Annotated in this window: 13 protein-coding genes and 2 pseudogenes; 14 read left to right on the forward strand and 1 reads right to left on the reverse strand. The window is 68.2% G+C overall.

Translation table 11 applies throughout. The annotated features are described in order from the left end of the window. The 13 genes and pseudogenes from Ae717Ps2_RS37590 to Ae717Ps2_RS30810 form a co-directional block, all read left to right on the forward strand. Positions 1–1,129, forward strand: a pseudogene (locus Ae717Ps2_RS37590) (type IV secretion system protein); the annotation flags it as partial. Positions 1,130–1,202: 73 nt separating this feature from the next. Beyond that, a complete protein-coding gene (locus tag Ae717Ps2_RS30755) occupies positions 1,203–2,753 on the forward strand; it encodes an SCO6880 family protein (RefSeq protein WP_233147845.1) in 1,551 nt (516 codons plus the stop codon). An 846-nt stretch (positions 2,754–3,599) separates the two neighbouring features. Further along, positions 3,600–4,421 (forward strand): hypothetical protein, encoded by an 822-nt coding sequence (locus Ae717Ps2_RS39560; protein WP_233147846.1) that lies wholly within the window; start codon positions 3,600–3,602, stop codon positions 4,419–4,421. An 8-nt stretch (positions 4,422–4,429) separates the two neighbouring features. Continuing rightward, on the forward strand, positions 4,430–5,569 hold the full coding sequence (locus Ae717Ps2_RS30765) for a C40 family peptidase (RefSeq protein WP_075334534.1): 1,140 nt from the start codon (positions 4,430–4,432) through the stop codon (positions 5,567–5,569). Then, entirely contained in the window at positions 5,566–6,300 is a 735-nt protein-coding gene (locus Ae717Ps2_RS30770; protein ID WP_075334535.1) for a J domain-containing protein, read from the forward strand. The genes Ae717Ps2_RS30765 and Ae717Ps2_RS30770 overlap by 4 nt, the downstream gene beginning before the upstream one ends. Before the next feature lie 95 nt (positions 6,301–6,395). Next, positions 6,396–6,638, forward strand: coding sequence for a hypothetical protein (locus tag Ae717Ps2_RS30775; protein ID WP_075334536.1), 243 nt, complete (start codon positions 6,396–6,398; stop codon positions 6,636–6,638). Next, positions 6,638–7,414, forward strand: a complete 777-nt coding sequence (locus tag Ae717Ps2_RS30780) for a hypothetical protein (protein WP_075334537.1) — start codon at positions 6,638–6,640, stop codon at positions 7,412–7,414. The genes Ae717Ps2_RS30775 and Ae717Ps2_RS30780 overlap by 1 nt, the downstream gene beginning before the upstream one ends. Positions 7,415–7,469: 55 nt before the next feature. Beyond that, positions 7,470–8,912: an alkaline phosphatase PhoX gene (locus Ae717Ps2_RS30785; protein ID WP_075334538.1), complete on the forward strand. Its 1,443-nt coding sequence runs from the start codon at positions 7,470–7,472 to the stop codon at positions 8,910–8,912. Next, positions 8,912–10,843 (forward strand): type IV secretory system conjugative DNA transfer family protein, encoded by a 1,932-nt coding sequence (locus Ae717Ps2_RS30790; RefSeq protein ID WP_075334539.1) that lies wholly within the window; start codon positions 8,912–8,914, stop codon positions 10,841–10,843. Before Ae717Ps2_RS30785 ends, Ae717Ps2_RS30790 begins: the two co-directional genes overlap by 1 nt. Before the next feature lie 3 nt (positions 10,844–10,846). Next, positions 10,847–12,136: an acetylxylan esterase gene (locus Ae717Ps2_RS30795; protein WP_233147847.1), complete on the forward strand. Its 1,290-nt coding sequence runs from the start codon at positions 10,847–10,849 to the stop codon at positions 12,134–12,136. Positions 12,137–12,302: 166 nt separating this feature from the next. Further along, positions 12,303–13,116: pseudogene (locus Ae717Ps2_RS30800) on the forward strand (transposase family protein). 602 nt (positions 13,117–13,718) lie between these two features. Beyond that, entirely contained in the window at positions 13,719–15,158 is a 1,440-nt protein-coding gene (locus Ae717Ps2_RS30805; RefSeq protein WP_075334540.1) for a sugar porter family MFS transporter, read from the forward strand. A gap of 254 nt (positions 15,159–15,412) precedes the next feature. Then, a complete protein-coding gene (locus Ae717Ps2_RS30810; protein WP_083702656.1) occupies positions 15,413–16,891 on the forward strand; it encodes a mannitol dehydrogenase family protein in 1,479 nt (492 codons plus the stop codon). 34 nt (positions 16,892–16,925) lie between these two features. Here Ae717Ps2_RS30810 and Ae717Ps2_RS30815 read toward each other — a convergent pair whose 3' ends face one another. After that, on the reverse strand, positions 16,926–17,921 hold the full coding sequence (locus tag Ae717Ps2_RS30815; protein ID WP_075334542.1) for a LacI family DNA-binding transcriptional regulator: 996 nt from the start codon (positions 17,919–17,921) through the stop codon (positions 16,926–16,928). Positions 17,922–18,552: 631 nt separating this feature from the next. Here Ae717Ps2_RS30815 and Ae717Ps2_RS30820 point away from each other — a divergent pair. After that, positions 18,553–19,782: an AGE family epimerase/isomerase gene (locus Ae717Ps2_RS30820; protein WP_233147848.1), complete on the forward strand. Its 1,230-nt coding sequence runs from the start codon at positions 18,553–18,555 to the stop codon at positions 19,780–19,782. Positions 19,783–19,825: the final 43 nt, after the last annotated feature.

The raw sequence follows: 19,825 nt of genomic DNA on the forward strand, positions 1-19,825 counted from the left end.
CCTGGCCATGATCTTCCGCGCGGCGGCGATCATGGTGCTGATCGCGACCATCCCCATCGCCGCAGCCTGCCTGATCTCCGACTCGACCGCGTCGATGTTCTGGCGGGTGGTGCGCTGGCTGCTGGCCGCGGTGCTGATGAAACCCGCCCTCGCCCTGGTCGTGGTGATCGGCGTGAACATCATGTCCCGCACCGAGGGAGTGGCCGGGCTGCTGGCCGGCACGGCGGTGCTGTTGATCAGCCTGTTCTGCCCGATGGTGCTCTACCGGCTGCTGGCCTTCGCCGACCCCGGCACCGGCGCCGGGATGGCCGTGCGCTCCGCCGGCGGATCACGTTCCGCGGGTGAGCCGGGTGGCGACAACGGCACCAGCGAGATGATCAACAACGCGCGGGCCACACAGAAGGCCTACGACGTCGGCAGCGGCGGCTCCGGCGGCAGTGCGGCGGGCGGCGAGCTCGGCGGCAGCACCGCCGCGACCGGAGGCGCCTCCAGCGGCGCAGGAGCCGGTGCAGGCGCGGGTGCGGGTGGTGGGGCTGGTGGCGGCGCGGCTGCGGGTGGTGGGGCTGGTGGCGGCGCGGCTGCGGGTGGCGGCGCTGCCAGTGGTGGAACGGCTGCGGCCGGTGCCGGGGTCGCCGGTGGTGCGGTCGCCGCGGCAGTGGTCGGCGGCTACCTGGCCACCAAGGCCGCCGGACAGGCGGCGGGTGGCTACGGGTCGTCGCAGATGGCCCAGACCGGCATCGGCCACCCCGGCCCCGCCCCCGCCGCCGGGGCCAGCAGCGGGCAGATCAGCTCCGCCGCCGGCGGCGCCTACAGCGCAACGTCGAACCGGATCGCCCAGAGCTCGGGCGACGACAGCGGCCCGGGCGAACCCGGCGAATCCGGTGGCGGTGGTGATGGCGGTGATGGTCCGGAGCCGCCGCCGGTCGATCCGGGACCGCCCGATTCCGGCCCACCCGGCGGTGGCGGCGGGCCGCAAGACCCTCCTGAGCCCCCTCCGGTCAACGCCGGCACGGACGGGGCCACCACCACTGCGCCGGCCCCCGACCCCGCAGGCGCGTCCGCCCCTGGCCCGGCGCCCGAGCCCGCGCGTCCGGCCCAGCCGGGCGCCGACCGAAAGGACGACCGCTGATGCCTACCAGCGTCGTCGTCGGCACGACGACTACGACTACCCATGCCCTCACACAGCCCGGCGGTGATCTCCGATGACCACCAGCCCGTCCCCCGGCCCGCGGGTGTATCGGGGCCTCAACCACAAGGAAGGCATCGGCTGGATCGCCGGGATGACCCCGGTCCAGGCGTTCCTGCTGATCGGGGTCTGCGCCCCCGCGCTGATCGCGATGTCACGCAACCAGTGGTCGGCGGCCCTGTCCTGGGCGGTGTTCGCCGCGATCGTCGCCGTGCTGATCCTCATCCCGATCCACGGCCGCCCCGCGTTCCGGTGGCTGGCTGACCTGGTCATGTTCCAGACAGGAGTGCTCATGCGCTGGTCCCCGTGGCAGTCGCGCGCCGCCGTCGGCCTGGCCGGTGACCGCACCGAGCCCGACCTGCCCGGTGTGCTGGCCCGGTTGGAGTTCCCTGACGGCCCGGAGTTCCACGGTTCGCGGATCTGCCTGATCCACGACACCGCCGAAGGACGCTGGGGCGCCACCGCGAAGCTCACCCACTCCGGGGTCGGGATGCTCTCCGACGACGAGTGCGAACGCCTCGCCGCCCGCCTCGGCTCGATGCTGGTCGGTCTCGGGCACCGCGAGGTCATCGACCGGGTCTCCCTGCTCGTGCGCACCGTCCCGGACGACGGCACCGAGTACACGGTGTGGCGCGACCGCCACCAACGCCCCGACGCCCCCGCCCTGGCCCGGCAGGTGACCGCCGAGATCGACCGCGACGTCGCCTCCGTCTCCGTGCGCACCGAGCTGTTCGTGACCGTGTCCGGGACCGAGGAAGCGCTGCGCCGCCCGGCCAAGGCCGCCGGTGGTGGGATCGCCGGACGGGCCTATGCCTTGTACCGGCTCCTGGAGGGCGTCGCTGACGGGTTGCGTGGGCTGGGGGTGCAGTCGGTGACCTGGCTGTCCTCCACCGGTGTGGCGGAGGCGATCAAGACCGGGTTCAACCCGGCTGCGGCCGCGGGGCTGTCGTTTCGGCATCTGACCAGCCCGGATCCCGACGGCACCGTCGGGCTGCCGATCTCCCAGGCCGGACCCGCTCTCGCCCCGACCCCGGCGGCGCGGGCGTATCACCACGACGGCTACAGCTCCGTGGCCTACGCGGTGCAGCCCCCCGAATCAGGGACGATCTTCGGCTCCCTCGGCCCCCTGCTCGCAGTCCGGACCGCCGGGGAACGGCGGACCCTGCAGATCCACTACGAGATCCTCTCCGCCGCCGCCGGCGCCCGGGTCGTGAAGAGCGACCGGTTCCGCAACAACGTGCTCGTCGACGCCAAGGCCCAGCGCGGGTTCAACACCACCGCGATCGACTCGCGGCGCCAGCGCGGCGCGCGAGATCAGGAAGCCGCCGTCGCCGCCGGACACGCCGTCGTCCGGTTCACCGTCGCCTCCTCGATCACCGTCCCCGCCGACTGGAACGTCGAGGACCACGCCGCCCGCTGGAAAACGACGGCCTCCGCAGGTTTCACCTGCTTCGCCTGGAGCTGGCGCAGGACTCGGCGTTCGTCGCGGCCGCCCTGCCGGTCCGGGATCGGGCTGCCCCGGGAGAAGAGGGCCTTCGCTCATGAGCCGACTGTTCAACCCCTTTAACGGCGGCCGTGTGCACGGCGGGCCGAGCCGCGCAGCACCGGCGAGCTGCTCAGCCAGTTCACCGACCTCCAAGGAATCCCACTCACCACCCCGCCGGCCCCCGACACCGGGGACGACGAGACCAGCACTGGCCGCGGACGGCAGCGGGTCAACCAGGCCACCGCACCCCGCAAGGCCCGCGCGAGCCCGGCCGGGGCTGGGCCGCGGTCGACGCGGCCCCGGCGGGCTCCGGTCTACAAGGCCACCACCGCCGAGGTCGGTGGGCTGTTCCCGCTGCTGGCCTCCAACGGCGTCCCGGCGATCGGGGCGCGGCTGGGCTATGACACGCAGTCCGGTGGGCGTTCTACGTCACCCCACCGAGTGGGTGCTGCGCGGCATGGTCACCAAACCCGAACCTGGTGGTGTTCGGCGAACCGGGCCGCGGCAAGTCCTCCACCGTGGTCGCGCTGATGCTGCGGATGATGCTCTTCGGTGTCCGCTCCCTGATCTCCGGGGATGTGAAGGGCGAGTACACGCCGCTGCTGCGCTCATTGGGCATCACGCCGATCGCGCTGGGCCGGGGTAGCCCGCACCGGCTTAACGCCCTGGACCTGGGCCCGCTGCGGGCCCGCTGGAGCACCTGGGGTGCCGAGCGGCAGAACGAAGAGCTCACCGGGATCCTGGCCCGCTGGACCCGGCTGCTCACCGCTCTGGCCGAAGCCCAGGGCTACTCGCCGACCGTGACCGACGAACTCGTCATCTCCACCGTCCTGCGCGCCTGGTCGGCGCCGCCGACGGCTACTCCGAGCTGCGGCCCATCACCATCCCGCAGGTCGTGGCCCAGCTCGCCGATCCCGACGACGACCTGTGGCAGGCCACGCGGTTTGCCTCCCACGGCAGTTCGTCGATCACACCCGCCAGATCACCGACGCCCTCTCGAACCTGGTCGTCGGTCCCCTGAGTGGCCTGTTCGACGAGCCCACCAACTTCGACCTCGACTGGGACGCGCCGGTCCAGTCGATGGACCTGTCGCTGCTGCGCTCGCGTGGGGATCAGGCGATCGCAGTGGCGCTGACCTGCCTCGGGTCCTGGTCGTCGATGATCACCGACCTCCAGGATGACGGCGACGTCCGCATCGTCGTGCGCGACGAGGTCTGGCGCCAGATGCGCCTCGGCCTACGGGCGGTCCAGGCCGTCGACTCCGACCTGCGCCTCTCCCGCGCGGAACGCAAGATCCAGCTCCTGGTCATGCACAAGCCCTCCGACCTGCTTTCGGTCGGCGCCGCAGGCTCCCAGGAGGTCTCCATCGCCAAGGACCTCCTCGCGCTGTGCAGCTCGCGGATCCTGCTCGGACAGTCCACGAGGGTCGGCGACGAGCTCGCCGAAGAACTCGGCCTGTCCGAACGGGAACAGGCGGTCATCACCGGGTGGGCGATGGAAGGCCCGGGCCGGGCGCTGTGGAAGATGGAGAACGCACCCGGGATGAAGATCCAGACGGTGCTGTCCGCGACCGAGAAGTCGATCTTCGACACCAACGCCGGGCTCCGCGGAACGACCGATCTGCCTGCGGAAACAGACCTCGGCAAGGGTAGCGGGGCCGCGCCGCGGCTGGTGTCGGTGCCCGGGGCATCGGGTCCGGCCGAGCAGGTTCGGGCGTCGGCTGTCAACGGCTCGGCTCCGCACCGGTGAGCTGAACGGTGGATCAGAATAAGGGCACCATCGCCCTCGCCGCGGCCGCGGTGGTGCTGACGTTCCTCGCCGCGGTACTCAGTATGGGCATCGCGATGTTCTCCGCCGTCACCGACGGCCCCCTGGCCGGGGGCTGTGGCGGCGACGGCGGCATCGGCGGCGGCTCGCAGAGCATCGGTGGCACCGACTGGAACGCCGAACAGACCGAGAACGCCGCCACCATCGTCAACCGCGTCGTCGAACGACAACTCCCCCGCCGCGCCGCGGTCATCGCGATCTCCACGACGATCGTGGAATCACGGCTGGTCAACGTCGGCTACGGCGACCGCGACTCCCTGGGCCTCTACCAGCAGCGCCCCTCGCAGGGCTGGGGCAGCCCGGCGCAGGTGCTCAATCCGGTCGGGGCCACCGACACGTTCCTCGACCGTCTCGTCGAGCTGCCCGGCTGGGCGACCATGGCACCGGGTGAGGCGGCCCAGGCTGTGCAGCGCTCGGCGTTCCCGGATCGCTATGGCCCCGAGGAGGCACCGGCCGCGGCGCTGGTCGACCAGTTCTGGGTCGGCCCCGACAACCCCGTCCCCGCCCCCGCCACCCCGGGCGGGCCGAACGTGCAGCTGGCCTCGTCCGTGTTCGCCTGTCCTGATCAGGGCGGAGCGGGTGTTCCCCTCGCCCCGTCGAACATCGACCCCAAGCAGTTGCCGCCCGGATTCACTCCGCCCGCTGATCCGGCCCAGCGGGCCGCAGTCACCTACGCCCTGGCCCAGCTCGGCAAACCCTACGTCTGGGGCGCGAAGGGCCCCGACGGATTCGACTGCTCCGGGCTCATGCTCGCCGCCTGGGCCTCAGCAGGAGTGCCGATCCCAGCCGGGACGGTCAACCAGAAGAACGCCGGCACACCCAGCTCACCGGCCGCGATCGCCCCCGGGGATCTGGTGTTCATTCCGGGCTCGCTCGGCTCGCCGGACAACCCGCGCCACGTGGGGATGTATGTCGGCCAGGGCCTGGTGGTCAACGCCTACGACTCCTCCACCGGTGTCGTGCTGCAGCCGCTGTCGGACTGGGCCGCCGAGATCACCCACGTCCGCCACATCGCCGGCCCCGCAGGCCAGCCCGCACCGGCCACCGCGCTCGCCGAGGCCGCCCCATGACCACCCCCACCAGCGGTCGCGGTGCCGACCTGTATGCGGTGCTCGGCGTCGGCCCGGACGCCGACCGGACCCAGGTTCGGCGCGCGTACCGCCGCCAGGCCCTGGCACTGCACCCCGACCGCAACCCCGAACCCGACGCCACAGCACGGTTCCGGGCCGTCGCCGAGGCCTATGCGATCCTCGCCGACCCGGTCCGTCGCGACGCCTACGACACCGCCCGCACTCCACCAGGGCCCGGCACGGGTGGGCCCGGCCCTGCCCGCCCCTTCACGCCGCCATCGCCGGCGAAGGGGCCCGCACACACCACCAGCGCCATCGCGGACTACACCCCGGCCGGGGAACCGGTCGCCCACACCGACTATGCCCCGACCAGCGGCTATGCGCCCCCTCCCCCGCCGCCCGGTTGCCAGGCTCCGAGACCGGCTCAGGGTGAGCTGCTGCCGGCCGGATGGCCGGTCGGGCGGATCGACCACCGCCGGCTGGTGGGACGGCTCCTGCTCGGGGTGTGGCGCCTGGCGCCACTCCCGGCGGGCCGGATCGCCGCCGGTGCGGTCGTGGCGGCGACCCTCGCTGCCGCGGCGCTCGCGGTGACTTCCCGCAACGAGATGCCGCTGGAATCGCGGGTGATCGGCTTCCTCGCCGTCCTCGCGCTGGCCTGCTGGACCGTCCGGGCCCTGACCTTCGCCGTCCTGCACCTCCACCGCCGAGCCGCCGATTGGACACGCCGATGAAGCTCCGCCCCCGCCGTACCGCCACACCCCCGCCAGCACCAGCCATCCCCGTTCTCGCGCCCGGGCAGCTGTGGTGCACCAAGGACAAACTCACGATGGCCGAGCTCGCCGGGCTCGCCGAGCGGCGCTCGGCAGCGCGTCCGATGTTGGTCACCGACGTGGCCGGGCAGCACACGAGCACGTCGGTGGTCCAGCCGGCCGAGGCCATCACCAGCACACCTCGCCGTAGCGCCGTCCTAGTCACTGCCGTTGCCGTTGCTGTTCCCGCCGCTGCGCTGGCCCAGCTCGCCCTCCGCCACTCCAGTAGCAGCCGCATCGTCGGGCGGAGGCCTCGCTGATGGGGTTCCTCGCCCGGCGCACCACTCCGCCCGTTCCCACCCCGTCGCCCGGGGCGTCCCTGCCTGCTCCGGCCACTCCGGACGCTGCGCAGCAGGCCGCACGGATCCGCTGGCACCAGTCCGAGCAGGTCGGCTGGAACAAGCTCCCCGAACCGGCCCGCGACGCCCTGACCCGCGCCGGGCACACCACCGGTGAGCCGCTCGCCGCCGGGACCTGGGCTCCGACCACCCGCCGCGACCCGGCCGGGCGGTACTGGCGCGACACCGACGCCTGGTGGATCGAAGCCACCCAACTACTGGTCGTCCGTGCCCGAGAGGCACTCGCCCACCGCGGCACCGGCCGCGACGGGCGGCCACGGCTACGACGCGGCCGCGGCGGGCACGTACAGGCCACGACGCATCAGCTGAGCGGGCCGGCACCTACTGGGCAGCGCTGGAGCCGCCCCCAGAGCCCGCCGGGTTCCGCCGGACCGAGCGATCCGCCTGGAGCGCGGCTCACCGAGCGCGTCATCGAGGTCCTGCCCCACGCCGTACAGGCCGAACTCGGGCCCCCGACCGGGCAGATCGCGATCCGCCACTACCCCGCCCACGGCGGATACCACGACCAGGTCCTGGCCTTCCGCCGCATCTCGCCCACCGAGCTGATCGCCGTCGCCGCCGTCCGCGAGGCCGGCGCCTACCCCGACCCCGACACAGCGATCGACGCCGCGGACTGGCACATCACCACCTACCGCCCCCAGATCGGGCCACCCACGTCCACCGAGCTGCAGATGTGACCGCGCCACGGAACCACCCCAGCGACCTCGCTCACCTGCCGATTCGGAGCTCATTGTGGGTATCACCCGGCGTTCGTTCCTCACCCGCACCAGCCAGACCGGGCTCGGCATCGCCCTGACCGGATCCCTGCAGAGCCTCCTCGGCGCACCCGCTGCCGCGGCCCAACCGCCCGCGGGATTCACCGGCTACGGCCCACTGGTCGATGACCCCAACGGCAGGCTCGCGCTCCCGGAAGGCTTCTCCTACCGCCTGGTCACCGAGGCCGGGAAGACCCGCCTCTACTCCAAGGACCCCTCCCCCGGGATCCACGACGGCGCCGCAGCCTTCGAAGCGCCCGACGGGAACGTCCTGGTGGTGCTCAACCACGAGGTGAGGGGCGGCCCGGACGACGCCGGGGCCGTCCCGCACCTGTCCGGCTACACCTACCGAGACGACGCCGGCGGGGGCTGCACCGTCATCAAGACCACCCCCGATGGCGAGCTGATCTGGGAGACCGTCGCCCTGGCTGGCACCTCCACCAACTGCGCCGGCGGCATCACCCCCTGGAACACCTGGCTGACCTGCGAAGAAACCGAAGACGACGGACACGGCTGGGTGTTCGAGGTCGACCCGGTCGACCTCAAGGCCAACCGGGACCCGACCCCGATCGCGGCGCTGGGCCGGTTCGTGCACGAAGCCTGCTGCATCGACCCCGACACCCTGGCCATCTACCTGACCGAGGACGCCACCGACCCCTACGGCACCGTCTACCGCTGGACCCCACCACGCGCCTTCCGCGGCGCCAGCGGCGCACTCAAACAGCTCGGCCCCAGCGCCGGAGAGCTCGCCGCGATGGCCTGCACCGACACCGAGGGCAACCTCGTAGACGACCTCGATCAGGCTGCCGAGCCCGACACCGCCTACACCGTCGATTGGGTCCCGGTCGGCGACCGCGCCGCCGAGAACGGATCGTTGCGTTCCCTCGCCGGCATCACCCGGGCGGCGAAGCTCGAGGGCGCCTGGTGGGCCGACGATGGCGCCTACCTGGTCAGCAGCTACGCCGACTCGCATCGCGGTCAGATCTGGCACTACGACCCGGCCGAGGCAACGCTGACCCTGACCACCGTGTTCGCCGTCGACGCCGACGGCGAGACCGTCGAAGCCCCCGACAACATCGTCGCCGCCCCCTACGGCGGGCTGATCGTGTCCACCGACGGCGACGGCGACAACCACCTCGCCGGCATCACCCCGGCCGGGACCGCCTACCCCCTCGCGCGTAGCCAGATGGGCTCGGAGTTCACCGGCCCGACCTTCTCCCCCGACGGCCGCGTGCTGTTCGCCGGGATCCAGAAACCCGGCGTGCTGTTCGCGATCACCGGCCCCTGGCGAGGGCCTGCAGCGACAGGCCGCCCGGACCAGCGATCGACCGCCGGCACGTCGGAGCGCTCCGAGGAGACCGGTTCGCCACGTCGTGGCGGTGCCTCTCAGTCCCCCACCCGTGAAGGAGTTGCTGGGTGATGACCCGTTCCCGTACTGATCGTTCCTGGGTCGAGGAGGTGGCTCTGCCGGCGACGGCGCTCGGCCTGGCTGTCGCCGCGGTCGTGGTCCTGGAGCTGGCCGCGGTGGCGACCGGGGCACTGTCCGGCGCCGGACGATTGCTGCTGGTCGGCTTCGCTGATCTGGCCGAGCTGCTCCGATCCTGGCTCGGCGCACCACTGCCCGCCGATAGCGCTGTCGGGCACCTGACTGAGCACTCGACTCTGTTCGTGACCTGTGTGATCGTCGCCGCGCTGGGGCTCGTCGGCCTCGCTGTGGTGGCTCGGGTGTGGTGGGCCAAACGCTGGGCTCCTCCTCCGCCTGGGCATGCCAGTTGGGAGCAGATCAGCGCGGAGCTCTCGGAGGCTGCGGTACGCCGCAGCGCGGAGCGCACGAGACCGTCGATGAGCAGCGCGGAGTTGCGTGGCGCTGCCACGACCGAGCTGGGCTTCCCGCTCTATCACTATCGCAACAGACCGCTATACGGGTCTTTCGTGAACCTGACCGGCACGCTGGCTCCGACCCAGTCCGGGAAGTCCCGCAAGGACCTGGTGCACAAGGTGCTCGATGCCCCCGGGGCGATGCTGTGCTCGACGACCAAGCTCGATCTGGTCGAGTTCGCGGCGCTGTCGCGGTCGCGCCGGGCGCTGGCCGGGCCCGTGATCGTCTACGACGCGACCGGTCGGCTGCGCTGGCCCGCGCCGCTGCGCTGGTCGCTGATCGAGGGTTGCCAAGACCAGCAAGAGGCCAGCCGCCGCGCATTCACCCTGGTAGAGGCTGCTGCCCTGCGTGTCGAGGCCGGTGGAGGGGGCGGCGCCGGCAACGACCGTGTGTTCCGCGAGCGCGCCGTTGTCGTGCTCACCGCCTACCTCGTGGCCGCCGCGGTCTCCGACTCGTCGGTCGACGCGATCCGTGCGTGGGCCACCGAGCCCCCGGAACCCGGCGCCCCGAGCGCGCCGCCGTCTGAGCCGGGTGGCCGCGCGACCCCACCACCACCTAGGCCGGGGCGGCGGCTGCCAGCCGATCCCCGGCCGGTCAAGATCTTGCAGGACGCGGGTCGCGCGGAGATGGCGGCGAACCTGCGCGCGGAGATGGATCTGGACCCCCGGACCGCGTCAGCGGTATGGATGTCGGTACGCCGGGTCGTAGGCGCCTGGACCGATCCGCGAGTGCGGGACCTGCTGAGCCCGGCCCGCGGGCGTGGCCTGGATGTGCGCCGGTTCATCGGCCAGGGCGGCTCGCTCTTTCTGATCGCCGACCAGCAGCAAGCCGCGGAAGCCGTCCCTGTGCTAACCGCGCTGGCCGAGCACTTCCTGCGCACCGCGCAGGACATGGCCATGGACTACCCGGCACGACGGGCCGACCCGCCGGTCACCGTGGTGTTCGACGAGCTGGCCAACGGCACCCCGGTCCCGCGCCTGGCCGAGGTCATCTCCGACGCCGCCGGCCGAGGAGTCGTGATCCACTGGGCCGCTCAGTCCCTCGCCCAGCTCGAACGGCTCTTCGGGTCCGTCGGCGAGCGCGAGGTCCGCGACAACACCACCACCATCACTGCCTGGGGCGGGATCAAGGACGACCGCACCCTTCAGTGGCTCTCAGACATCTGCGGTACCTACGAACGCACCCGACGTCAGAGCCAGGCCGACGGGCTGTTCGGCCGCGAACGCCACAGCTACAGCACCGAAACCGTCCCGGTGATGCGCCCCGGACAGATCCGCGAGCTGCCCGCCGGGCAGGTGCTGGCGCTCCACCGCGGCGTTCGCTGCTTCGTCGCCGACGCCGTCGACGTCACCAAACGCCCTGATAGCGCCCAGATCGACGCCGACGTCGCCGCCCTGCGGGACGGCACCGCGATCCCGATCGACGACCGCGGCTACCGCACCGGGGCCCCGCACAGCGAGCGAAGGACCTAAGCCATGGTCATCCGCCAGCAGCAGCCCGCGGCAGGTCGAGGCCGACGCCGCTCGGCCGTGGGGCGGGCGTGCAGTGCCGCGTTACTGGCCACTGCCGTGCTCTGCACACCCTCCATCCACCCCGCTGCCGTACCCCCTGCGGCGATCGAGCGCACCGCGGGCTGGACGGTCCCGGCAGCACCGAGCCAAGACGACGACGATTCCACCTCCGAGAGCACACAGACCCCGAACCCGCTTGTCCTCGACAGCGGCGGACAGGTCGAGGACGTGCAGAGCTGGGAGCAGCAACGACGTCCCGAGCTGTTGGAGGCATTCCAGGAACACGTCTACGGCCAGAGCCTGCCCACACCAGAGGAAGTGACCTTCGACGATGGTGGAGCCAGCGGTGAGTCCGCGAAGACGGTCACCATCAGCGTGACCGGCCCCGCCGGCACGGCGAGCTTCACCCTGCGGCTGTTCGTGCCCGAGACCGGTACCCCGACGGGCACCTTCCTACTGATCGATCACCGAGGCTCGGTCGGCGACGATGCAGACTCGTCGTCGGGCTATGCGCCGACGGCGAAGATCCTCGACGCGGGCTACGCCTTCGCTGCCCTCAACGCCGAGGAGGTCGCGCCCGACGACGCCGGAAGCTATCGCGATGGCGTGATCAACGCCTTCTACCCCGCCGGCCAGGACTTGCCCTCCGACGCCGGGCGCACGATCAGCGCCTGGGCTTGGGGCGCCAGCCGAGCAATGGACTACCTCGAGACCGACCCCGACATCGACCCCAGCAAGGTCGCGGTCATCGGGCACTCACGCGGCGGCAAGGCCGCCCTCTGGGCCGGCGCCCAGGACACCCGCTTCCCCGTGGTCATCTCCAACAACTCAGGCTCCACCGGCGCCAAGCTGGCCCGACGCGACGACAGCGGCGAGTCAATCGCCGCGATCACCGAGCAGTTTCCTCACTGGTTCCCCGACACCTACAGCCGCTACGCCGGCAACGCCGGGTCGCTCCCGGTCGATCAGAACCAGCTCCTCGCTCTGATCGCGCCCGGCCGGGTCGTGGTCGGTAGCGCCACCGACGACGGCAACGCCGATCCCCAGGGCGAGTTCTTGTCCTACCTAGGTGCAGCACCGGCCTACGAGCTCTACGGCCTCGGCGACACCGGACTGACCTCAGATAGCTGGCCGCCCACCGAGAACGAAGCCTTCAGAGGCCCGGGAATGAGCTACCACCTCCGGGCGGGCAGCCACGGCCTCGAGGAGACCGACTGGGATATGTACCTCGCGGGCGAGCTCTTCGAGCGGTAGCTCTCGGCCAAACCGTACGGAACCGAACCGGGTCGGAGCTAGTGAGCTCTTGCCAACCTGGTGTTCGGGCAGGTCAGCGGGTGCGGCGTGGCCGTGACCTCGGATGGGTGAAGCTCCTGGTAGACGGGCGATTGCCTAGATCAATCCGTCCAACCAGGAGCTTCAAGTGTTGTCCTACCCGTCCGGGATGACCGTGTCCAGCCGCGCCGTCGGCGTGCTCTCGGATGCGCTGCGAGCGCACCGGAGCTCCCGCCGGACCCGGTGGCGCAAGCTGTCGGCCGGCCGAAGGGCCCTGCTCGTGCTCGCCTACCTGCGCAAGGGCGAGACCTACGCCGACCTGGCCTGTGGGTTCAGGGTCGGCACGTCGACGGTGTACCGCTACATCCGCGAGGCCCTCGACCTGCTCGCCGCCATGACCCCGACCTTCGAGCAGGCGATCGAGGTCGCGAAACGGAAGGCATTCGTGATCCTCGACGGCACCCTGCTGCGCATCGACCGCGTCGGCATGACCTCGGGATACGACCGCGCCTTCTACAGCGGCAAGCACAAGGCCCACGGCCTGAACGCGGGAGGTCATCGCCGATCCCATCGGCAGGCTGGTCTGGATCTCCCCGCCGCTGCCCGGCGCCCGCCACGACATGGGCGCAGCCCGCGACCACGGCATCATCGACGCGTTCATCATCGACGCGTTCATCACCCACGAGATTCCCGCCGCAGCCGACACCGCCTACCAGGGCGCCGGACCGACGGTCGCGGTCCCGCAGCGGCGGCGACGCAAGGACCCCGACACCGGCCGGTTCCGGAAGCTCTCCCAGTCCCAGAAGGACGTGAACACCGCACACGCCCGCCGCCGCAGACCCGGTGAACGAGCGAACGCCGAGCTGAAGAACTGGCGCATCCTGCGGAAAATCCGGTCCAGCCCGAACACCGCGGACAAGCTCATCGCCGCAGTTCAGACCCTCATGATCGCCAACGCTTGATCAGGTTGGCAAAGCCTCAGTGAACGGATCAACTGGTTGCAGCTTCCGACAGGCCACCACTCGATTGGCCCGGCTGGAGACGGTTCGGCCAGTTTCTACGACTGTCTATACGCAATGGGCCGCGGTAGAGCCTCAACAACCTTACTTCGGGAGGATCCACCACGGCGTCGAGTGCCTCCCCTATAGCGATCCCGGCCGCCGCGCGGCTGCGCTTATACCGCACGGTATAGACCCTCGAACGACCACCCGCAGACGGATCACGATGGGGCTTGACACCGGAGTCACGATCGACGTACCTTCACGTCATAAGCTCCGGCCAACACGTCCCCTTGGCCGACACGAACAGACCAACTGCTGCGATCCACGCTCGATGAGGAGATGAAGCACCCGAGCGTCGAGCACGACCAACGTGCTGCCGTCTCGAATTTGTACGCAGGTCGCTGGCAGCCTGTTGGACTGGCCGTCAAGTCGAGTCATCACAGCTGGATTCAGATTCGACTACTCGCGAATGAAGCTGGCCAACTCGGACCCGAGCACTTCCAGGACAAACTAGTTTTCGTATTGCTGCAACCTCCCAGGCGTCGCGTAGCAAAGGAGCTAGCATGGCCGAATCCTCGACACGGCTCGGATCTGGCGTCGAATCGCGTGGCGCAAACGGACTGGTCCTGCGCAGCGCCTTGGTCGCAGCACTGGGAGGGCTGCTATTCGGCTTCGACACCGCTGTCATTTCCGGGACGACCGGTGCCCTGCAACGAGTTTTTGACCTAGGGGGATTTGGCCTCGGGTTTACCGCGGCCACGGCTCTCATCGGAACGATTGTAGGCGCACTTTTCGCCGGGTACCCATCGAATCGCTTCGGCCGAAAGAAGACGCTCTTCGCAATCGGAATCTTATACTTCGCGTCCGCAATCGGCAGCGGAATCGCGACTGAGGATACCGGCGGGTGGATCTTCTTTATGGTCGCACGGTTCGTCGGTGGTATTGGCGTCGGCGCTGCTAGTGTGGTTGCTCCGATCTACACCACCGAAATTGCGCCAGCGCGCCTGCGGGGCCGCCTGGTCGGGCTGGTCCAGTTCAACGTGGTATTAGGGGTGCTGACCGCATATCTCTCCAACTGGGTCTTGGCTTCGCTCGTCGCTGACAGCGTAGCCTGGCGATGGATGTTCCTTGTGGAAGCAGCTCCTGCACTACTGTTCTTCTTGCTCGTATTCACGGTCCCGGAAAGTCCCCGTTGGCTATACGGTAAAGGATTCACGGACCACGCATACCACGTTCTTTCCCGGCTCACCAAATCGCCTCAAGAGCTGCGCGATGAGTTCGCGGAGATCGAAGAAGCGGCTGCGCTCGACCGGAGTTGGCGCAAGACCAGCCTGTTCTCAGCACGCTACCGCAAGATCGTGCTTTTGGCTGTCGGGATTGCCGCCTTCAACCAGCTCTCGGGAATCAATGCCGTCACCTATTACGCGCCATCCATATTTGAGATGGCGGGAGCCAGTGGGGATACGGCTCTTCTGCAGGCGGTCGCCATGGGCGTAGTAAACCTTATCGCCACGATGGCTGCGCTCTCCGTGATCGACCGCTTCGGTCGCCGCAAACTGATGATCATCGGCTCCGTCGGGTACTTGATCTCACTGGGGGTTGTCGCTTCGATCTTCCTGACGAGCGGACCTGACGCGGGATTCACCTCCACTTCGTCTGTACTGGTGCTACTCGGACTACTGGTGTTCATCGCCGCTCATGCGTTCGGCCAGGGCTCTGTGATCTGGGTATTTATCGCGGAGATTTTCCCGAACAAGGTACGCGCTCAAGGACAGGCGCTCGGTAGTTTCGTCCACTGGACGTTTGCAGCGATAACTACCTGGACATTTCCTGGGATCGCTGCCGGACTCGGGGGCGGTATCGCCTTCCTCATTTTCTTCCTGTGCATGGTGGGGCAATTGATCTGGGTGCTGACTAAGATGCCTGAGACGAAACAGGTACCGCTCGAAGAGATGAGCGACACCCTAGGCCTACCTAAGAGCGAGTTCACCGAATCGAAATGATGAAAGAATGAATTGCACACTGGTTACGGGTGCCGCGCGGGCGCCGCCCTGTCAGGTGGTTCCTCACCTCTGCCAATCAGGCTAAGAGGTCGTCTATCGTCCGTCCCTCAGCGGCGCCTGAACACACCGGACGTCATCGTCGTCAGCACGAGTACTGCCAGCTTCGGCTGGAGAACCAAGGGGCGAGGCCGACGAAGGCGGTGATGCCCCCCAATCCAACGCTGCGTTACCGCACAACTGCTGATCTTGGGAGGATGACGATGACACACCTCAGCAACAACACGTTGGCATCCCTGGCCACCATCGCCACCCCGACCTACGACCGCTCGCGACTGCGCCCGGGGATCGCCCACTTCGGCGTCGGCAATTTTCACCGTGCGCATCAGGCTGTCTACATCGACCGCTATCTCTCCCGACCCGGTTCGGAGGGTTGGGGGATTGTCGGTATCGGGGTTAGCGACGGCGACAGCTCACGCGCGAAAGCACAGAAGTTCGCAGAACAGGACTGCCTCTACACGCTTACCGAGTTTGATCCCTCTGGCACAGCGGAGTCTCGGGTCATCGGGTCCATCATCGACTATCTGCATGCACCCTCCGAACCGACCGCAGTCCTTGATGCCCTTAGCGACCCCGAACTGCGTATAGTCACCCTTACGATCACTGAGGGCGGATACTTTACTGACGAATCGACCGGTGGATTCGCCGCTGAAGCCGACGACATTCGCCATGATGCCAACAGCGATGTGCCCCGAACAGTTTTCGGGTTCCTGGTTCGGGCCCTTGCCCGTAGGCGGGATGTCGGCGTCGCTCCGTTCACAGTTGTCTCGTGCGACAATCTTCCGGGCAACGGAGATGCCGCCCGACGTGCCGTCGTCGGCTTGGCACAAATGATCGACGAAACCCTTGCCAAATGGATCGACGGGAACGCCGGTTTCCCGAACTCCATGGTCGATCGAGTGGCCCCATACGTGCCGGACACCGACATCGCCTGGCTTTCGGAACGGACCGGGATCCAGGACCAGATGCCGGTGACAACCGAGAGTTACCTGCAGTGGGTCATCGAGGACGACTTCCCGACAGGCCGTCCGGACCTGGCGTCGGTCGGCGTGGAGTTCACTGAAGACGTCCGGCCGTACGAGGAAGTCAAGCTTCGCCTCCTCAACGCATCCCATGTCTTGCTGGCCTACCCGTCGCTGCTAGCAGGGTATCGAGTCGTTCATCAGGCCATGAATGATCCCGTGATCAATACTCTCTTGGAGACTTTCATGACGCGAGACGCGATCCCGGTGCTGGAAGGAACAACCGATATCGATCTTGCAGCTTACTCGCACAGCGTGCGCCGGCGGTTCGGGAATCCGGCAATCGGCGATCAGCTGCTGCGGATTGCGACCGACGGGGCAGCGAAGATTCCCACCTTCCACACTCCGCTGGTCACCCACCAGCTCGCCACCGGAGCGGATTACCGCCGTGAGGCGTTCTTGCTCGCATGTTATCAGCGGTATCTTGGTGGAGTAGACGACAATGGCGAGCTATTCGACGTATCCGAACCGACACTCAGCGCTGCTGAGCGCGCGATCGCCGACGACGTCAGCTGTGGCGCGCTCCGCATCGGTGCCTTTGGTGAGCTTGGGCTGACCGATAACGCCGCGTTCCTCGAGGAGTTCCGCAGGATGGCCCGATCATTGCGCGAGAACGGCGCGCTGCAGACGATCCGACTGCACGTCATCGGGTGAGGGGAGCGAATTCGGCCGAGCAGCCAGCGCGCGATCACGGGAAGGTGGGGACGGCGACCGCGCAAGACTCACGTTCGACCAGGCTGACCTCGAGGATCGTACGTCGGTCGAATCGCCCGTCGGGCTCGTCGAGGCGTTCGATCACCCGCTCCGCGGCGAGACACCCAACCCGCGCAGGATCCTGGTCTATCACAGTGAGTGACGGCCGCAGCTCGCTAGCCATCGGAAAATCTCCGAAGGAGACTAGGCCGATCGCGATTTCGCGCAATGCAGGGACGAGGCGCATCGTCGCGCCAGCATTCGACGAGAAGATTGCGGTAGGTGGCTCCGGTAGGGCGAGCAGCTCCCCGACGACTGTGTGTCCACCGCTGGTGTCAGTGACGCCGAGACCGACATACTCCTCGACGTACGGTAAGCCGTGCAGCTCGAGTGCCTGTCGGTAGCCGAGAAGGCGTCCCCGGGTCGTGGGGAGGCTCAGACGGTCGCTGACGAATGCAATCCGGCGATGCCCATGGCCGATCAGGTGCTCCGTGGCCAGGCGTCCGCCGCTGACGTCATCGTGGGTGAAGCTGTCCCCGACGACGTCAGTCGGTCCGCGATCCACAAAGATGATCGGCAGTTTCTCGGTCCATCTCTGCAGATAATTTTGCTCGTCCCGGGTCGAGGCTAGGATGAGACCACTCAGTGAACGCCGCAGCAGCGATTCAACCAACTCGTCCTCGCGGTCCGGATCGTCGGCGAGGCTGGTCACGAGCGTCGACATGTTGCGGGTGGCTGCGACCTCGCCCACAGACCTCACGATGGCAGCAAAGAATGGGTCGACGATGTCAGGGACCGCGATACCGATAACGGGAGATCGACCGGCCCGGAACATCGTGGCCAGCGAGTTCGGGGTGTAGCGGAGCTCGCGGAGCGCTTGGAGCACCTTCTCCCGAGTAGCGGGCGTGACATGCCGGTCCTCGTTGAAGACACGAGACACGGTCTTCTGGCTCACGCCAGCGTGAGCGGCGACTTCTCGCATGGTCGCCATTCCAGCTCCTTCGTCAATCTCGCAGCCCGGGTAAGCGAAGTATATCGGGCTCCCTCGGATCGGTCGCCCGCGGCCGGTGACCCCTCGGCGCCCAGGCGCGTCCGATCGTCGGACGGGAACATCGACCGCTGATCATCGACATACATCCGTTCGCTAAGCTGAACCATAATCGCAGCACTCCTGGCCCAACGGTTTCTGGGCAAGGACGGTATCTCGACTTCGGGACCGCCCGTGTCCGTGGCTGATCTGGGAAATGTCAACGACCGTCAAGCTGACGCTGTTGACCCGGATGCCCAACCCGAACCAGAGCCCGGGTAGCGCGGGTCATGTTGTCGATCGACCGGCCGTGGGAGAAGTCGTCGGCGATATGCTCCACCCCCTGGAGATCGGAGATCGACGAGCGAGGCATGGCTGGCGGCCGTGCGTCCGCGGCTCTGGCCGAAAATATTCGACATTGGGGGTGACGTCGGAGGCAGGTTTGGTCCGGTGGTATTTGGCCATGCGTTGACTCCGGAGTCAAGAAGGATCTATGCTCGCGTCCGAGCGCCCATAGATTACAACGGTGCCTGCCATTGGTGCTTAATGAGACGTGAGCCTCCCCTGAACCGCAACCCATGGAAGGACATCTAGGATGGCCTCGACGCTAATCGACGCCCCAGCTCACCAGCACTGGCTGCGGGCCGAGGAAATTCGGCTCGCGGAGTTCGCACGTCATGTGGTCAGGCCTGATGGACTCGGGGCCTGGCTCGACGATGACGGGCGCCCTGATCCACGACTAGGCGGACACACCTACATCACCGCCCGGATGGCCTACGTGAGCTACCTTGCTGCACTGAGGGGTATCCCCGGAGCCCGGAAGCGCGCGGACCAGCTGCTGCGGGGACTCGACACCACAGCGCGCGATCACGTCCACGGCGGCTGGCGGGAACACGACGGCGAGGCATCCGACAAGTCGGCGTACACGCACGCCCTCGTCGTCCTCGCAGCCGCCACGGCCACCATGGCCGGCGCCCCGATCGCACCTCGACCACTCGCGGAGGCCCTCGAAGTACTTGACCAGCGATTCTGGGAACCGAGGTCCGGCATGTTCGCGGACTCCTGGACCGCCGACTGGTCGCAATGCCGCCCCTATCGAGGCGTCAATTCCAACATGCATCTCGTCGAGGCGATGCTCGCGGCCCATGACGCGACCGCTGACACCACGTGGGCCGAGAGGGCCGTCAGCATCTGCGACTTCGTGATCGAGCAGGCCTCGGCGAACGAGTGGAGAATCCCCGAGCACTACGACCAGTCGTGGCGTGCTGATCTCGATCATAATCGCGAGCGACCGTACGATCAGTTCACCCCGTACGGAGCCACAGTCGGCCATGCATTCGAGTGGTCCCGGCTCATCGTGTCGACCGCACCGATCTGCGAAGACCGAAGTCGATACATCTCCGCAGCCTCCGAGCTCTACGAACGCGCCTCCGCCGACGGTTGGGCACGCAACGGACACGACGGCTTCGTCTACACCACCGACTGGACTGGTACACCCGTTGTCAACACGCGCTTACACTGGGTGGTCGCAGAGGCCATCGGTGCCGCCGGAACGCTCGCGCGCGTCACGGGGGAATCACGTTTCGTCGAGGACTACATGCGCTGGTGGGGATACGCAGATGACGTTCTCATCGACCGAACACGGGGATCATGGCTGCACGAGCTATCCGAGTCCAACAAACCAGCAGCCACGATCTGGTCAGGCAAGCCGGACCTCTACCACGCATTCCAAGCAACTCTTGTCGGGCAACTACCCCTTCGGACGAGCTTTGCCGCCGCAATTCGTGACAATGTCTCGATACCAGCGGTCGCTCCAAGAGCATAAACCGATCACTACACCGTATGAGGGTCGACGCCTCACGCCGCGC

The organism is Pseudonocardia sp. Ae717_Ps2 (assembly GCF_001932475.1).
Classification (GTDB): domain Bacteria; phylum Actinomycetota; class Actinomycetes; order Mycobacteriales; family Pseudonocardiaceae; genus Pseudonocardia.

What these genes read in the sequence shown, in the direction of transcription:
- Ae717Ps2_RS30755 (WP_233147845.1), top strand. Translation starts at nt 1,203, where the DNA reads ATGACCACCAGCCCGTCCCCCGGCCCGCGGGTGTATCGGGGCCTCAAC.
- Ae717Ps2_RS30770 (WP_075334535.1), top strand. Translation starts at nt 5,566, where the DNA reads ATGACCACCCCCACCAGCGGTCGCGGTGCCGACCTGTATGCGGTGCTC.
- Ae717Ps2_RS30775 (WP_075334536.1), top strand. Translation starts at nt 6,396, where the DNA reads ATGGCCGAGCTCGCCGGGCTCGCCGAGCGGCGCTCGGCAGCGCGTCCG.
- Ae717Ps2_RS30780 (WP_075334537.1), top strand. Translation starts at nt 6,638, where the DNA reads ATGGGGTTCCTCGCCCGGCGCACCACTCCGCCCGTTCCCACCCCGTCG.
- Ae717Ps2_RS30790 (WP_075334539.1), top strand. Translation starts at nt 8,912, where the DNA reads ATGACCCGTTCCCGTACTGATCGTTCCTGGGTCGAGGAGGTGGCTCTG.
- Ae717Ps2_RS30795 (WP_233147847.1), top strand. Translation starts at nt 10,847, where the DNA reads ATGGTCATCCGCCAGCAGCAGCCCGCGGCAGGTCGAGGCCGACGCCGC.
- Ae717Ps2_RS30805 (WP_075334540.1), top strand. Translation starts at nt 13,719, where the DNA reads ATGGCCGAATCCTCGACACGGCTCGGATCTGGCGTCGAATCGCGTGGC.
- Ae717Ps2_RS30810 (WP_083702656.1), top strand. Translation starts at nt 15,413, where the DNA reads ATGACGATGACACACCTCAGCAACAACACGTTGGCATCCCTGGCCACC.
- Ae717Ps2_RS30815 (WP_075334542.1), bottom strand. Translation starts at nt 17,921, where the DNA reads ATGGCGACCATGCGAGAAGTCGCCGCTCACGCTGGCGTGAGCCAGAAG.
- Ae717Ps2_RS30820 (WP_233147848.1), top strand. Translation starts at nt 18,553, where the DNA reads ATGGCCTCGACGCTAATCGACGCCCCAGCTCACCAGCACTGGCTGCGG.